At 71.7% G+C, this 15,573-nt stretch carries 15 protein-coding genes; 8 read left to right on the plus strand and 7 right to left on the minus strand.

Annotated elements, in window-relative coordinates:
• Positions 1-145 precede the first annotated feature (145 nt).
• Entirely contained in the window at positions 146-748 is a 603-nt protein-coding gene (locus ACZ4VL_RS38470; RefSeq protein WP_468210021.1) for a lysoplasmalogenase, read from the plus strand.
• A gap of 64 nt (positions 749-812) precedes the next feature.
• A complete protein-coding gene (locus tag ACZ4VL_RS38475; RefSeq protein WP_468209983.1) occupies positions 813-1,856 on the plus strand; it encodes a zinc-dependent alcohol dehydrogenase family protein in 1,044 nt (347 codons plus the stop codon).
• A 102-nt stretch (positions 1,857-1,958) separates the two neighbouring features.
• Here ACZ4VL_RS38475 and ACZ4VL_RS38480 read toward each other — a convergent pair whose 3' ends face one another.
• Positions 1,959-3,500 carry a S8 family serine peptidase gene (locus tag ACZ4VL_RS38480; protein ID WP_468209986.1) on the minus strand — a complete coding sequence of 514 codons (1,542 nt, stop codon included), beginning with the start codon at positions 3,498-3,500 and terminating at the stop codon, positions 1,959-1,961.
• A gap of 255 nt (positions 3,501-3,755) precedes the next feature.
• On the opposite strand from ACZ4VL_RS38480, the gene ACZ4VL_RS38485 reads away from it, so the two are divergent.
• From ACZ4VL_RS38485 to moaA, 3 genes are all read left to right on the plus strand, one after another.
• Positions 3,756-4,121, plus strand: a complete 366-nt coding sequence (locus tag ACZ4VL_RS38485; protein WP_468209989.1) for a DUF485 domain-containing protein — start codon at positions 3,756-3,758, stop codon at positions 4,119-4,121.
• Entirely contained in the window at positions 4,118-5,770 is a 1,653-nt protein-coding gene (locus ACZ4VL_RS38490) for a solute symporter family protein (RefSeq protein ID WP_468209992.1), read from the plus strand. The genes ACZ4VL_RS38485 and ACZ4VL_RS38490 overlap by 4 nt, the downstream gene beginning before the upstream one ends.
• 193 nt (positions 5,771-5,963) lie before the next feature.
• Positions 5,964-6,953: a GTP 3',8-cyclase MoaA gene (gene moaA / locus ACZ4VL_RS38495; RefSeq protein ID WP_468209996.1), complete on the plus strand. Its 990-nt coding sequence runs from the start codon at positions 5,964-5,966 to the stop codon at positions 6,951-6,953.
• Between the two features lie 4 nt (positions 6,954-6,957).
• Here the strand turns inward: moaA and ACZ4VL_RS38500 are convergent, their stop codons facing one another.
• From ACZ4VL_RS38500 to ACZ4VL_RS38510, 3 genes are all read right to left on the minus strand, one after another.
• Positions 6,958-7,815 (minus strand): caspase family protein, encoded by an 858-nt coding sequence (locus ACZ4VL_RS38500; RefSeq protein WP_468209998.1) that lies wholly within the window; start codon positions 7,813-7,815, stop codon positions 6,958-6,960.
• A 310-nt stretch (positions 7,816-8,125) separates the two neighbouring features.
• Positions 8,126-8,365, minus strand: a complete 240-nt coding sequence (locus ACZ4VL_RS38505; RefSeq protein WP_360634830.1) for a hypothetical protein — start codon at positions 8,363-8,365, stop codon at positions 8,126-8,128.
• Positions 8,366-8,511: 146 nt separating this feature from the next.
• The gene (locus ACZ4VL_RS38510) at positions 8,512-8,790 is read right to left on the minus strand and encodes a DUF3099 domain-containing protein (protein WP_468210001.1); all 279 of its coding nucleotides are present in this window, start codon (positions 8,788-8,790) and stop codon (positions 8,512-8,514) included.
• A 232-nt stretch (positions 8,791-9,022) separates the two neighbouring features.
• Here ACZ4VL_RS38510 and ACZ4VL_RS38515 point away from each other — a divergent pair, with 232 nt between their 5' ends.
• Positions 9,023-9,301, plus strand: coding sequence for a GlsB/YeaQ/YmgE family stress response membrane protein (locus tag ACZ4VL_RS38515; RefSeq protein WP_468210004.1), 279 nt, complete (start codon positions 9,023-9,025; stop codon positions 9,299-9,301).
• Between the two features lie 88 nt (positions 9,302-9,389).
• Here the strand turns inward: ACZ4VL_RS38515 and tyrS are convergent, their stop codons facing one another.
• The 3 genes from tyrS to ACZ4VL_RS38530 form a co-directional block, all read right to left on the minus strand.
• Complete coding sequence (tyrS, locus tag ACZ4VL_RS38520) at positions 9,390-10,658, minus strand: tyrosine--tRNA ligase (RefSeq protein ID WP_468210007.1); 1,269 nt, start codon at positions 10,656-10,658, stop codon at positions 9,390-9,392.
• A gap of 118 nt (positions 10,659-10,776) precedes the next feature.
• A complete protein-coding gene (locus tag ACZ4VL_RS38525) occupies positions 10,777-12,165 on the minus strand; it encodes a metallopeptidase TldD-related protein (protein ID WP_468210009.1) in 1,389 nt (462 codons plus the stop codon).
• 88 nt (positions 12,166-12,253) lie between these two features.
• Positions 12,254-13,777, minus strand: a complete 1,524-nt coding sequence (locus ACZ4VL_RS38530; RefSeq protein WP_468210012.1) for a TldD/PmbA family protein — start codon at positions 13,775-13,777, stop codon at positions 12,254-12,256.
• A gap of 186 nt (positions 13,778-13,963) precedes the next feature.
• On the opposite strand from ACZ4VL_RS38530, the gene fabG reads away from it, so the two are divergent.
• Together fabG and fabI are read left to right on the plus strand one after the other, a co-directional pair.
• Positions 13,964-14,683, plus strand: coding sequence for a 3-oxoacyl-[acyl-carrier-protein] reductase (gene fabG, locus ACZ4VL_RS38535; protein WP_468210015.1), 720 nt, complete (start codon positions 13,964-13,966; stop codon positions 14,681-14,683).
• Between the two features lie 5 nt (positions 14,684-14,688).
• Positions 14,689-15,459, plus strand: coding sequence for an enoyl-ACP reductase FabI (fabI, locus tag ACZ4VL_RS38540; protein WP_468210018.1), 771 nt, complete (start codon positions 14,689-14,691; stop codon positions 15,457-15,459).
• Positions 15,460-15,573: the final 114 nt, after the last annotated feature.

Raw genomic sequence — 15,573 nt, forward strand, 5'->3', positions numbered from 1 at the left:
CACCCCCCAGCCCGGCGTGCTCGTGGGGATACCCTCCTCCCGCTAACGGAGGAGACAGAACGACAGGGGGGGGGGGGGGGGGGGGGGGGGGGGGGGTTGGTGCGGCGCCCCCCCCCCCCCCCCCCCCGCCACCGCCGGCCGGGTACTGCTCGCCGCCTTCGCCGCCGCCACCGCCGCCGACCTCGTGTCGCTGCTCGCCGACTGGCACCCCGGCCACGTCGTCTTCAAGCCGCTGCTGATGCCGCTGCTCATCGCGTACGCCGTCACGCGCCGGGCCCCGCGGCTGCTGCTCGCGGCCCTGGTGTTCGGCTGGGGCGGCGACCTGGCCCTGCTCTTCGACGCCGAGCCCGCCTTCCTCGTCGGCATGGGCTCCTTCGCCGCCGGGCACGTCTGCTACCTCGTCCTCTTCGGCCGGGGCCGGACGCAGCCCGCCCTGGCCGCCGGCTACGCCGCCGCCCTGCTCGCCACCGTCGGGCTGCTGTGGGGCGACCTGCCGGCCGACCTGCGGATCCCGGTCGCCTGCTACAGCCTGCTGCTCACCGCCATGGCCTGCCGGGCGGGCGTGTTCGGCCTGCGCGCGGGCATCGGCGGGGCGCTGTTCCTGCTGTCCGACTCGCTGATCGCGAGCGGGGTCGCCGCCTGGCCGCAGCTGCCCCGCCCCGACTTCTGGATCATGGCCACCTACGCGGCGGCCCAGTACCTGCTGACGACCGGTGCACTCGATCGCGGTCGGACAGGCGTACGGTAGGGAAGCTGTATCGGCCAACGATGGCCGGATACCCCCCGCACCCCGACCCGGAGGCTGTACCAGCATGCGCGCCACCGTCATCCACGCCCCGTTCGACATACGCGTGGAGGAGGTTCCCGACGCGGCGGTCCAGCACCCCGGGGACGCCGTCGTCCGCGTCCTGCGCGCCTGCATCTGCGGCAGCGACCTGTGGGCCTACCGCGGCGAGGCCCAGCGGCAGCCCGGCCAGCGCATCGGCCACGAGTTCCTCGGCATCGTGGAGGAGACCGGCTCCGAGGTGTCGGGGCTGCGCGCCGGCGACCTGGTCGTCGCGCCGTTCATGTGGTCGGACGGCACGTGCGAGTTCTGCTCCGAGGGCCTGTTCACCTCCTGCCTGCACGGCGGGTTCTGGGGCTCGGTCGGCCACGACGGCGGCCAGGGCGAGGCCGTCCGCGTCCCGCACGCCGACGGCACCCTGGTGAAGCTGCCCGCCGCGGCCGCCTCCGACGACCACCTGCTGACCGCACTGCTCGCGCTGTCCGACGTGATGGGCACCGGGCACCACGCTGCGCTGGGCGCCGGCGTCCGCCCGGGCTCCACCGTGGCCGTCGTCGGCGACGGCGCGGTCGGTCTGTGCGGCGTCCTGGCGGCGAAGCGGCTGGGCGCCGAGCGGATCATCGCCCTGGGCCGGCACGCGGCCCGTACCGACATCGCCAAGCTCTTCGGGGCCACGGACGTCGTCGCCGAGCGCGGCGAGGCCGCCGTGGCCGCGGTGCGCGAGCTCACCGGCGGGCGGGGCGCGCACTCCGTCATCGAGGCGGTCGGCACCGAGCAGTCGATGCGCACGGCCGTCGACATCACCCGCGACGGCGGCGCCGTCGGCTACGTGGGCGTCCCGCACGGCAGCGGCACCGGCCTCGACCTCGGCGTGATGTTCGACCGCAACATCAGCCTGCGCGGCGGCGTGGCCCCGGTGCGCGCGTACATCCCGGAGCTCCTCGAGGACGTGCTGAGCGGCGCGATCGACCCGGCGCCCGTCTTCGACCGCGGCGTCGGCCTGGACGAGGTCCCGGACGGCTACCGGGCGATGGACGACCGCACCGCCCTCAAGGTGATCATCAAGCCCTGACGCCCCGGACGACGCGGGGGCCGGCCGGGGAACGCTCCCCGACCGGCCCCGTGCCACCGGCGTGCGGTGGGCCGTCGGCGCTGTGCCGTCGGCGACGGGCGGTTACTTCACGGCCTTCAGGGCGTCGATCACGCCGTAGCCGTAGTAGCCCGTCTGGCCCCACTTGGCCGTGCAGGTGGTGGCGTCGACCAGGGTGCCCGTGCTGTCGTACACCTGCGTCGGGCAGTCCGTCCTGGTCGCCTGGGCCTTCATCAGGCGCTGGATCTGCGCCGGCGAGGCCTCCGGGTGGGCGCTCTTGAGCAGCGCGGCGACACCCGCGGCGTGCGGGGCGGCCATCGAGGTGCCCTGCTTGTAGCCCCAGCCGCCGCCGGGGAGGGTCGACAGCACGCGGCCGTTGGCGTCGGGGGTCGCGGGGACCTGGTACTTGTCGCCGCCGGGCGCGGCCACGTCGACGACGCCGATGCCGTAGCTGGAGTAGTAGGACTTGAAGCCCTTGTCACCGGTCGCGCTCACCGTGACCACGCCGGGCAGCTGCGTCGGCAGGTCCAGGCAGACCTTCGGGTCGATGGTCCGCGGGACCGGGGTGGCGTCGTCCGGGCTCGTGTCGTCGAGGATCGAGTCCGAGGCCAGGTCGTGGTCGGAGTTGCCGGCCGAGGCGACGCTCAGCACGCCCTTGCGCTCCGCGTACTTGGTGGCCCGGGAGAGGGCCTCCACCAGCGCGCCCTGGTCGCTGTCCGACTTGCAGTTGTAGAGCCACGGGTCGACGTAGTAGCTGTTGTTGGTCACCTCGATCCCCTTCTCGGCGGCGAACATGAAGCCGCACAGGACCGCCTCGGTGTAGAAGAGGCTGGTCCCGGGCTCGCTCACCTTGATGCCGGCGACCTTGACGCCCGGGGCGACACCGCTGATGCCGATGCCGTTGCGGGCCGCGGCTATGGTGCCGGCCACGTGGGTGCCGTGGTCGCTGCCGTCCGGGTACGGGCGCCAGGCCCCCTCGGAGGTGTCGGCGACGCCGCCGACGCAGTTGGCGGACTGCGCCCGGGAGAAGTTCGGCGCGAGATCCGGGTGGGTGTCGTCGACACCCGTGTCGATGACGCCCACGGTGACGTCCGGGCTGCCATCGTTGATCTTGTGAGCCTGGTCGGCCTTGATCGTCCGCAGGTCCCACTGGTTGGGCTCCAGCGGCTCCTGACCCGCCTGCGCCGCCGCGGCGGCCTTGGCGGCGTCCGCCGCGCTCAGCTTCTGCGTGGCGCCCTCGTCGGTGGTCTGCACCGCCTGCAGGGGGGCCGTGCGGGTGGCGCCGACGGACACGAACAGGCTGCGCTGGGCGCGCAGCGTCTTGGCGAACTCCGGGTTCTGGGAGTGCGCGACGACCACGCCGATCTGCTCATAGGCCGTCACCACCGTGCCGCCCGCCTGCTCGACGGCCTTCTTCGCCTGCTTCACCGTCCCGTACGCGGTCAGGTTCGCCACGTACGACAGCTTCGGGCCGGTGGTGTCGGTCTTCGCCGCCGAGGCGGCGCCCGCCGTGGTGCCCAGCGGTGCGGCGGAGGCCGCGACCGAGGGGAGGAAGGCGAGCGAGGCGGTGAGCGCCAGGCCGACCGGTACGGCGAGACGCCGGCGGCCGGATCCCAGATGAGCCATGGGTTCTCCACATCATCCGTGAAAAAGCCGTCCGTGCGCGGTCGCGCAGGACGACGGGTTCATGACAGGTGAACCTAGTGCCGGTGCTCGCCCCTGCGCCATCAGTTCGAGGAATCAGTTTCCAAAGAATCCACGGAAGTCGAACCGCCCCGGCCCTTCGTCCGTGCCGTTGTCAGGGGGACCGGTTCGCCGTCCCCCCGCACGGAGGTTGATTTGTCCGTCCCCACCGCACCAGCGTCACAAGGAGAGCCCCCCGTGACCACCGAAGCAGCGCCGCCGCCGGGCAGCGCGGGAACGTCCACGGCAAGCCCCACCGCCGAGCAGTTCACCGCCGTCCAGCAGAGCGCCGAGTTCGCCGGACTGCGCCGTTCCCACCGCTCCTTCGCCTTCCCGCTCACCGTCGCCTTCATCGCCTGGTACCTGCTCTACGTCCTGCTGTCCAACTACGCCGGCGGCTTCATGGGGACCAAGCTCTTCGGCAACATCAACGTCGCCCTCGCCCTGGGCCTCGGCCAGTTCGCGACGACGTTCCTCATCGCCTGGCTGTACTCGCGGCACGCGGCGGAGAAGCTCGACCCTAAGGCGGAGGCCATCAAGGCGCGGATGGAGAACGGCGCATGACCGGAACGACGCTGCACCTCACGGCGGCCGCGGCGCCGCACACCACCGCCGCGGCCGGCGCCGGCGCGCACCGGCCGCTGATCATCACCCTCTTCGGTCTGTTCGTCGTCGCCACCCTGATCATCACGATCTGGGCCGGCCGCCAGACCCGGGACGCCGCCGACTTCTACGCGGGCGGCCGCCAGTTCACCGGCTTCCAGAACGGCCTCGCCATCTCCGGCGACTACATGTCCGCCGCGTCCTTCCTGGGCATCGCCGGGGCCATCGCCCTCTTCGGCTACGACGGCTTCCTGTACTCCATCGGGTTCCTCGTGGCCTGGCTCGTGGCGCTGCTGCTGGTCGCCGAGCCGCTGCGGAACTCGGGCCGCTACACCATGGGCGACGTCCTGGCCTTCCGGATGCGCCAGCGGCCCGTGCGCACCGCCGCCGGCACCTCCACCATCGTGGTCTCGATCTTCTACCTGCTCGCCCAGATGGCGGGCGCGGGCGTGCTCGTCTCCCTGCTGCTGGGCATCACCAGCGACGGCGGCAAGGTCGCCGTGGTCGCGCTGGTCGGCGTCCTGATGATCGTCTACGTGACCATCGGCGGCATGAAGGGCACCACCTGGGTCCAGATGATCAAGGCGGTACTGCTCATCGTGGGCGCCCTGCTGATCACCTTCCTGGTGCTCCTCAAGTTCGACTTCAACATCTCCGACCTGCTCGGCGCCGCCGCGGAGAACAGCGGCCAGGGCGCCAAGTTCCTGGAGCCCGGGCTGAAGTACGGCAAGGACCCCACCTCGAAGCTGGACTTCGTCTCCCTCGGCATCGCCCTCGTCCTGGGCACCGCGGGCCTGCCGCACATCCTGATCCGCTTCTACACCGTTCCCACGGCCAAGGCCGCCCGCAAGTCCGTGAACTGGGCCATCGGCATCATCGGCGCCTTCTACCTGATGACCATCGCCCTCGGCTTCGGCGCCGCCGCCCTGCTCAAGCGGACCGACATCATCGCCTCCAACAAGGCCGGCAACACCGCGGCCCCGCTGGTCGCCCAGGAACTCGGCGGCGGCGCCGGCTCCACCGGCGGTGCGATCCTGCTCGCCGTGATCTCCGCGGTCGCCTTCGCCACCATCCTCGCCGTCGTCGCCGGGCTCACCCTCGCCTCGTCCTCGTCGTTCGCCCACGACCTGTACGTGAACGTGATCCGCAGGGGCAACGCCACCGAGGCGGAGGAGGTCCGGGCGGCCCGCTGGTCCACCGTCGTCATCGGCGCCGTCGCGATCTTCCTCGGCGCGCTGGCCCGCGACCTCAACGTCGCCGGCCTCGTCGCCCTCGCCTTCGCGGTCGCCGCCTCCGCCAACCTGCCGACGATCCTCTACAGCCTCTTCTGGAAGCGCTTCACCACCCGGGGCGCGCTGTGGTCGATCTACGGCGGCCTGGTCTCCTCGGTGGTCCTGGTGCTGTTCTCCCCGGTCGTCTCCGGAAAGCCCACCTCGATGTTCAAGGACGCCGACTTCTACTGGTTCCCGCTGGAGAACCCCGGCATCGTCTCCATCCCGCTCGGCTTCCTGCTGGGCTGGCTGGGCACCGTCCTGTCCAAGGAGAAGGCCGACCCGCAGAAGTTCGCCGAGCTGGAGGTCCGCTCCCTCACCGGAACCGGCGCCCACTGACACCCCGCCCGGTGAACGCCCCGCACACGCAGCGTGGCCGTGTCGTAGGTCCGTACGACACGGCCGCGCCGTCTCTGGTTCGAACGGGTATCCCGCCGCGCCGCCCGTCTCGCGTAGGCTCGATCACAGCGCACGCACGCTCCGACCAGGCGGCGCACATCTCCAAGGAACCGGATCGGGGAGGGGGCCCACAGTGCTTCTCGACACCTATGGCCGCGTGGCCACTGACCTGCGCGTTTCGCTCACCGACCGGTGCAATCTGCGCTGTACGTACTGCATGCCCGAGGAAGGCCTGCAGTGGCTCGGCAAGTCCGACCTGCTCACCGACGAGGAGATCGTCCGGCTGATCCGCATCGCCGTCACCCGGCTCGGGATCACCGAGGTCCGTTTCACCGGCGGCGAGCCCCTGCTGCGCCCCGGCCTGGTCGGGATCGTCGAGCAGTGCGCCGCGCTGGAGCCGCGCCCCAGGATGTCGCTGACCACCAACGGCATAGGCCTCAAGCGCACCGCCGAGGCGCTCAAGGCCGCCGGCCTGGACCGGGTGAACGTGTCGCTGGACACCCTGCGCCCCGACGTCTTCAAGACGCTCACCCGGCGCGACCGGCACCAGGACGTCCTCGACGGCATGGCCGCCGCCCGCGCGGCGGGCCTCACCCCGGTCAAGGTCAACGCCGTCCTGATGCCCGGCCTGAACGACGACGAGGCGCCGGACCTGCTGGCCTGGGCCGTCGAGAACGGCTACGAGCTCCGCTTCATCGAGCAGATGCCGCTGGACGCCCAGCACGGCTGGAAGCGCGACGGCATGATCACGGCCGGCGACGTCCTCGCCTCCCTGCGCACCCGCTTCACCCTCACCGAGGAAGGCGCCGGGGAGCGCGGTTCCGCCCCCGCCGAGCGCTGGACCGTCGACGGCGGCCCGGCCACCGTCGGGGTCATCGCCTCCGTGACCCGGCCCTTCTGCAGTGCCTGCGACCGCACCCGGCTCACCGCGGACGGCCAGGTCCGTACGTGCCTGTTCGCCACCGAGGAGACGGACCTGCGCGCGGCCCTGCGCTCCGACGCCCCCGACGAGGAGATCGCCGGGCTGTGGAAGACCGCGATGTGGGGGAAGAAGGCCGGGTCCGGCCTCGACGACCCGGCCTTCCTCCAGCCCGACCGCCCGATGTCGGCGATCGGCGGCTAGCCGCTCAGACCTGGATGGCCAGCGGCGACTGGCCGGTGAAGGCGGCGCTGGCCTTGCCCGCCTGGAAGAGGTTGGGGGTCTGGTAGAAGGGCATCTGCTCGACGATCTGCCGGTGCAGGCTGGAGTACGTGCCCTGGAAGGCGCCGTTCTTCCAGGTCTTGAGGAAGGTCTCGGTGAACAGGCCGTTGGCGCCGGCCCCGTCGCTGGAGGTCTGGTTGTCCTGGCAGCCGGAGATCAGCAGGATGTCCGCCCCGATCTCCGCGTGCTCCATCGCGGGCACGGTCTGCTGGATCCGGTCGTAGAGCTCCTGGTCGCGCTGGTAGTTGCGGAACTGCGCGTCCTGCGGCAGCACCCGCATCCGGGTGCGGACCTCGGCGGGCTCACTGGTGTCGAAGGCCCGCTCCAGCTCCGCCTCGTTGAGGAAGAGGGACAGGTCCCGGGCCACCGACCCGCTGTGGCAGCTGTCGGAGAGGACGAGGATGCGCACGTCCTCGTCGAACGAGCCGAAGAGGGCGTACAGCTCGTCGTCGATGAACTGGCGGTCGTAGAGCACCCAGGTCTCGTCGCGGCGGTCGGGCTCGTCGCCGTTCTTGTCCGGCACCTGCGCGCCGTGGCCCGCGTACGTGAGCAGGAGGATGTCCCCGCCGGTGAGCCGGGAGGCCGCCTCCTTCAGCGACGCCGTCACCCTCTCGCTGGTCGCGTCCTTGGTGAGCAGGGTGGCGAGGGTCTCGTACCGGTTGGCCGCGGCGACGCCGGCCATGGTCAGTGCGTCGTTCTCGGGGTTCTTCAGCTCGGCCTTCGTGCCGTACTTGCTCTGGTCGATCTCGTTGATGCCGATGTGGATGGACAGGCCCTTGGGCATGCTCTTCTCCTGAAGTGCGCAGCGGTAGGGGAGGGCTGGGAGGCCACCGCTCGGGGCGGCCGCAGGACTTCATGGCGAGCGCAGGAGGCACGGTGCGGGGGCCGGCCTTCACCGCTGCCGGCCCGTCGCCGTGGGATGCCCACTCATCGCCCGCCTGACTCGGGCATGTGCTGCGAGCGAGGTCGACATTACGGAAGGTGACATTGCCGTTCCATCTTCCGCACGAAGCTTCATCCATCTGGCGCCACGGGGCCGAAGGCGACGCCCCTGCGTACGCCTCCGGGCCGTGCCCCTCCGCCCGCCCTCCCGGCTAGCGGCGCTCCGAGCCCTCCGGCTGCACCCACTCCGTCAGCTCCACCACGTCCTTGAGGAAGCCGCGGACCCCGAGGAACTGCGACAGGTGCTCGCGGTGCTCCTCGCAGGCGAGCCAGGTCTTGCGCCGCTCCGGGGTGTGCAGCTTCGGGTTGTTCCACGCCAGCACCCAGACGGCCGCTGCGCGGCAGCCCTTGGCGGAACAGGTGGGGGTCTCGGGGGAGTCAGGGGAGTTCACGGCTCAACCCTACAAACCGGGCCCGGGAAAGGGCGACGCCGAGCAGCCACGGGGGGAGCTGCCCGGCGTCGGTCCGTCGCTCCGACGGGGGATGCGGAGCGCGTAGGCAGTATGTCACGCACGACCCGGTGCGGTGCACCGGAACTTCATGATTGATCTGAGGTTTTCCTGAGGTTTCCCGCGTCCAGCGCCGGACGTGCAGGTGGCGGCAGGAAATTCGAGGGCAGCTTGGGCGTCGACTCGCGCCCCGCGTTGGCGATGACCACGGCCACGTACGGCAGCAGTGCGCCAGCGACGAGCGTCACGACCGCCAGGTACCGCTCCACGTTCCACAGGAGCACCGTCGCGATGACCGACAGGGTCCGGATCACCATCGAGATCACGTACCGGCGCTGCCGCCCCCGCACGTCCTCGTCGAGGCCCATGCGGGCCCCGGTGATCCGGAAGACCTCGGTCCCCTTTGGTTTCCTCCGCAGCACGCTCCACCGCCCGATCCGACTCCCGGGCGTTCCGCCGCCCGGACGCTTCCACCGTACGCCGAGGTCGCGGCGGGCAGCAGAGGGGGTGCCCCTGAACGGTCGCGTCCGGAATGCGCAGTACGCCGGACGGGTCGAAACTGGGCCCATCTGCGCACGACGCGCCACGAGGAGGCTCGACATGCAGTGGTTGTGGGCGATCATCGTAGGTTTCGTGCTGGGCCTCATCGCCAAGGCCGTCCTCCCGGGCAAACAGCACCAGCCGCTCTGGCTGACCACGCTCTTCGGCATGGTCGGTGCCATCCTCGGCAACGCCGTCGCGGGCTGGATGGGCGTCGCGGAGACCCGGGGCATCGACTGGACCCGGCACCTGCTCCAGCTCGCCGGCGCGGTCCTGATCGTGGCCCTCGGCGAGATGATCTACGCCTCGGTGCGCGGCGGGAAGAGGGGCACGGCCTGACCCGGCGCGCGGCCGCGCGCGGATACGGCAGGGGCCGACCCGGACGGACGTCCGGACCGGCCCCTGCGTCGTGCGGCCGTGCCCCGGGTCAGGCGCTCTTGACCTCGACCGCGGCCAGGTTCTTCTTGCCGCGGCGCAGCACCAGCCAGCGGCCGTGCAGCAGGTCCGCCTCGGCGGGGACCGCGTCCTCGGCGGTGACCTTCACGTTGTTCACGTAGGCGCCGCCCTCCTTCACGGTCCGGCGGCCGGCCGACTTGCTGGCTACCAGTCCGGTCTCCGCGAACAGGTCCACCACGGGGGCGAGCTCCGCCACCTGGGCGTGCGGCAGCTCGGACAGGGCCGCGGCCAGCGTGGCCCCGTCCAGGTCCGCCAGCTCGCCCTGGCCGAACAGGGCCTTCGACGCGGCGATCACCGCGGCGCACTGGTCGGCGCCGTGCACCAGCGTCGTCAGCTCCTCGGCCAGCGCGCGCTGGGCGGCGCGGGCCTGCGGCCGCTCGGCGGTCTGCGCCTCCAGCTCCTCCAGCTCCTCGCGGGACTTGAAGGACAGGATCCGCATGTAGGTGGAGACGTCCCGGTCGTCCACGTTCAGCCAGAACTGGTAGAACGCGTACGGGGTGGTCATCTCCGGGTCCAGCCAGACGGCCCCGCTCTCGGTCTTGCCGAACTTGGTGCCGTCCGCCTTCACCATCAGCGGCGTCGCCAGCGCGTGCACCTGCGCCTGCGGCTCCAGCTTGTGGATCAGGTCGAGGCCGGCCACCAGGTTGCCCCACTGGTCGGACCCGCCCTGCTGGAGGGTGCAGCCGTGGCGGCGGTACAGCTCCAGGAAGTCCATGCCCTGCAGCAGCTGGTAGCTGAACTCCGTGTAGCTGATGCCCTCCTGCGACTCCAGGCGGCGGGCCACGGAGTCCTTCGTCAGCATCTTGTTGACGCGGAAGTGCTTGCCGATGTCCCGCAGGAACTCGATGGCGGACAGGCCCGCCGTCCAGTCCAGGTTGTTCACCATGACCGCCGCGTTCTCGCCCTCGAAGGACAGGAACGGCTCGATCTGCGTGCGCAGCCGCGTCACCCAGTTGGCGACGGTCTCCGGGTCGTTCAGGGTGCGCTCGGCCGTCGGGCGCGGGTCGCCGATCTGGCCGGTGGCCCCGCCGACCAGCGCCAGCGGCCGGTGACCGGCCTGCTGGAGACGGCGCACGGTGAGCACCTGCACGAGGTGTCCCACGTGCAGCGAGGCGGCCGTCGGGTCGAACCCGCAATAGAACGTGACAGGACCGTCCGCGAACGCCTTGCGCAGCGCTTCTTCGTCGGTGGACTGGGCGAAGAGCCCGCGCCACTTCAGTTCGTCGACGATGTCCGTCACGGTCGTGACTCTCCTTGAACGAGATGAAACAGGGTGTTGAAGGGTTTCCCCGCCAGTCTAGGCGGGCGGGGCACCCCCTCGGACGCCCGGCGACCCGGGCCGCCGGGCCCGGGCGGCCTCAGACGCCCTTGCTGACCGAGCTCATGTTGAAGTCCGGGATCCGCAGCGCGGGCATCGAGGCCCGCGTGAACCAGTCGCTCCACTCGCGCGGCAGGGTCTTCTCGGGGCGACCCGCCTCCGCGGCCCGCGAGAGCAGGTCCACCGGGGACTCGTTGAACCGGAAGTTGTTGACCTCGCCGACGACCTCCCCGTCCTCCACCAGGTAGACGCCGTCCCGGGTCAGGCCCGTCAGCAGCAGCGTCGCCGGGTCGACCTCGCGGATGTACCACAGGCAGGTCAGCAGCAGGCCCCGCTGGGTGCCGGCGACCATCTCCTCCAGCGACTTCTCCCCGCCGGCGTCCATCAGCAGGTTGCCGAAGCCGGGGGAGACCGGCAGCCCGGTCAGGTCCGCGCTGTGCCGGGTGGTGGTCAGCCGGGTCAGCTCGCCGTCCTTGATCCAGTCGGTCGCCGGGACGGGCAGGCCGTTGTCGAACACGGAGGCGTCGTCGCCCGAACTGTGCGCGATCACGAACGGCGCCGACTCCAGACCGGGCGCGTGCGGGTCGCTGCGCAGGCTCAGCGGCAGCCCGGACAGCTTCTCCCCGAGCCGGGTGCCACCGCCGGGCTTGGAGAACACTGTCCGGCCCTCGACCGCGTCCCGGGCCGCCGCCGACCACATCTGGTAGATCAGCAGGTCGGCCACCGCCGTCGGCGGCAGCAGCGTCTCGTACCGCCCGGCCGGCAGGTCGAAGCGCCGCTCCGCCCAGCCCAGCCGTACGGCCAGTTCCGCGTCGAGCGCGGTCGGGTCGACGTCCTTGAAGTCCCGGGTGGAGCGGCCGGCCCAGGCTGAGCGCTGCCGGTCCGGGGACTTGGCGTTGAGCTCCAGCGTGCCGTTGGGCTGGTCGTGGCGCAGCCGCAGCCCCGTCGAGGTGCCCACGTACGTGGAGACCAGCTCGTGGTTGGCGAAGCCGTACAGCTCCCGGCCGCCCGCCCGGGCCCGGGCGAAGGCCTCGCCCAGCGCCGGGGCGAAGTCCGCGAACACCGCCGAGGAGGTTTCGGCCGGGGCCTCGGTGAAGTCCGGCGAGACGGGGGTGCCGGTGACCAGCGGCTGCGCGTCCTCGGCCGGGCCGGCGCCCCGGGCGGCGGCCTCGGCGGCCCGGACCAGCGGCTCCAGGTCCTCGGCGGTCACGGCGGAGCGCGAGACGACCCCCGAGGCCGTGCCCTCCTTGCCGTCGACCGTGGCGATGACCGTCAGGGTCCGGCCGCGGGTGACGCCGTTGGTGGTGAGCGCGTTGCCCGCCCAGCGCAGGTTGGCCGTCGACTCCTCGTCGGCGATGACGACGCAGCCGTCGGCCGTGGACAGCTCCAGGGCCCGCTCGACGATCTCGTGTGGCTTCGTTCGGCTCATCGGCCGGCCTCCTGGGTGGTGTTCGGACGGTGCTGTCCCGGGGGGCGACCCTCGGACCCCCGGCACGTCGCGTGGTGATCGCGAGTGGTCATCGACCCGCCTCCTGGGTGGTGTTCAGGATGTTCACGTCGCGGAACAGCGCGGAGGGGCAGCCGTGCGAGACCGCCGCCACCTGGCCCGGCTGGGCCTTGCCGCAGTTGAACGCGCCGCCCAGGACGTACGTCTGCGGGCCGCCGACCTTCTCCATGGAGCCCCAGAAGTCGGTGGTGGTGGCCTGGTAGGCGACGTCGCGCAGCTGCCCGGCGAGGCGGCCGTTCTCGATCCGGAAGAACCGCTGCCCGGTGAACTGGAAGTTGTAGCGCTGCATGTCGATCGACCAGGAGCGGTCGCCGACCACGTAGATCCCGCGCTCCACCCCGCCGATCAGGTCCTCCGTGGACAGCCCGCCCGGGTCCGGCTGCAGCGACACGTTCGCCATCCGCTGTACGGGCACGTGCCCGGGGGAGTCGGCGAAGGCGCAGCCGTTGGACCGGCCGAGGCCCGTCAGCCGCGCGATGCGCCGGTCCAGCTGGTAGCCGACCAGGGTGCCGTCCTTGACCAGGTCCCAGCTCTGCGCCTCGACGCCCTCGTCGTCGTAGCCGACGGTCGCCAGGCCGTGCTCGGCGGTGCGGTCACCGGTCACGTTCATGATCGCGGAGCCGTACTTCAGCGTGTTCAGCTGGTCGAAGGTGGCGAAGGAGGTCCCCGCGTACGCCGCCTCGTAGCCCAGCGCCCGGTCCAGCTCGGTGGCGTGGCCGATGGACTCGTGGATGGTGAGCCACAGGTTCGACGGGTCCACGACCAGGTCGTACCGGCCGGCCTCGACGCTCGGCGCCCGCATCTTCTCGGCGAGCAGGGAGGGGATCTCCTCCAGCTCGGCGTTCCAGTCCCAGCCGGTACCGGTCAGGTACTCCCAGCCGCGGCCGGCCGGCGGGGCGATGGTGCGCATCGAGTCGAACTCGCCGGTGGTGCCGTTCACGGCGACCGCGGTCAGCTGCGGGTGGATGCGCACCCGCTGCTGCGTGGTCATGGTGCCGGCGGTGTCGGCGTAGAACTTGTTCTCGTGCACGGCGAGCAGCGAGGCGTCGACGTGCGCGACCCCGTCGGCCGCGAGCAGCCGCGCGCTCCAGTCGGCGAGCAGGGCCGCCTTGTCGGCGTCCGGCACGTCGAACGGGTCCACGTCGTAGGCGGAGATCCACGTCTTGTCGGCGTGCACGGGCTCGTCGGCGAGCTCCACCCTCTCGTCGGCGCCCGCGGCCTTGATGACCTGGGCCGCCAGCTTGGCCATGGCCACGGCCTGCGAGGCCACGCGGGCGGCGCCGTCCATGGTCAGGTCCACGCCGGAGGCGAAGCCCCAGGCGCCCCCGTGCACCACCCGGACCGCGTACCCGAGGTCGGTGGTGTCGGACCCGCCCGATGGCTTGGCGTCCCGCAGCCGCCAGGAAGCGCTGCGGATCCGCTCCAGCCGGAAGTCGGCATGTTCGGAGCCCAGCGCGCGGGCCCGGGCGAGCGCCGCGTCGGCGAGCGCCCGCAGGGGCAGCGCGGTGAAGGCCGCGTCGATGGAATGGGGCACGGAAGTCCTCCCGGGGGTCGGAGCCGGTCCCCCCGATCATGGCGCGCCCGGGCCGCTCGTGCCTACCACTTTCTGTAGGGATTCGACAGAGCCCGTCCCGCGGCCCTGTGGGAGACCGATTCTGCGCGCGGCAGGAGCGGCCTATAGGTTTCTGGTACTCAGACCGCTAGTCGAAAGGGTGATCCGTTGAGCCGCTCGGTTCTCGTCACCGGAGGAAACCGGGGCATCGGCCTCGCCATCGCCCGAGCCTTCGCGCAGGCCGGCGACAAGGTCGCGATCACGTACCGCTCGGGCGAGCCCCCGCAGGAGCTCACCGCGCTCGGCGTCCTGGCGGTCCGCTGCGACATCACCGACTCGGAGCAGGTGGAGCAGGCCTACAAGGCGATCGAGGACGCGCACGGCGCGGTCGAGGTGCTGGTGGCCAACGCCGGCATCACCAAGGACACGCTGCTGATGCGCATGTCCGAGGAGGACTTCAGCTCCGTCCTCGACACCAACCTCACCGGTGCCTTCCGCGTGGTCAAGCGCGCCAACCGCGGCATGCTGCGGGCCAAGAAGGGCCGCGTCGTCCTGATCTCCTCGGTCGTCGGCCTCAAGGGCTCGGCCGGCCAGGCCAACTACGCCGCCTCCAAGGCCGCGCTGGTCGGCTTCGCCCGTTCCCTCGCCCGTGAGCTGGGCTCGCGGAACATCACCTTCAACGTCGTCGCCCCCGGCTTCGTCGACACCGACATGACGAAGGTGCTCACCGACGAGCAGCGCGCGGCCATCGTGGCGGACGTGCCGCTCGCGCGCTACGCGCAGCCCGAGGAGATCGCGGCTGCCGTCAGCTTCCTGGCGTCCGACGACGCCGCGTACATCACCGGAGCCGTCATTCCCGTTGACGGCGGATTGGGCATGGGTCACTGATCACCATGAGCGGAATCCTCGACGGCAAGCGCATCCTCATCACGGGTGTGCTGATGGAGTCGTCCATCGCCTTCCACGCCGCCAAGCTGGCCCAGGAGCAGGGCGCCGAGGTCGTCCTCACCGCCTGGCCGCGGCCGACCCTGACCGAACGCATCGCCAAGAAGCTGCCGAAGCCCGTCAAGGTGATCGAGCTCGACGTCACCAACGACGAGCACCTGGCCCGCCTGGAGGGCCTGGTCCGCGATGAGCTCGGCGGCCTCGACGGCGTCGTCCACTCGATCGGCTTCGCGCCGCAGGACGCCCTCGGCGGCAACTTCCTGAACACCCCGTTCGAGTCGGTCGCGACCGCCATGCACGTCTCGGCGTTCTCGCTGAAGTCGCTGACCATGGCCTGCAAGCCGCTGTTCCCGGCGGAGGGCGCGGCCGTCGTCGGCCTCACCTTCGACGCGCAGTTCGCCTGGCCGCAGTACGACTGGATGGGCCCGGCCAAGGCCGCCCTGGAGGCCACCAGCCGCTACCTCGCCCGTGACCTGGGCAAGGAGAACATCCGCTGCAACCTGGTCTCGGCCGGCCCGCTCGGCTCGATGGCCGCGAAGTCCATCCCGGGCTTCTCCGACCTGGCGGACACCTGGAACCACCGCTCCATGCTGGAGTGGGACATGACCGACCCGGAGCCCGCGGGCCGCGGCGTGGTCGCCCTGCTGTCGGACTGGTTCCCGAAGACCACCGGCGAGATCGTCCACGTGGACGGCGGTCTGCACGCGATGGGTGCCTGAGCGGCACGCACAACGGCGTACGGGGGGGGGGGGGGGGGGGGGGGGGGGGGGGGGGGGGGGGGGGGGGGGGGGGGGGGGGGGGGGGGGGGGGGGGGGGGGGGGGGGGGGGGGGGG

The organism is Streptomyces sp. NPDC029014 (genome assembly GCF_055564695.1).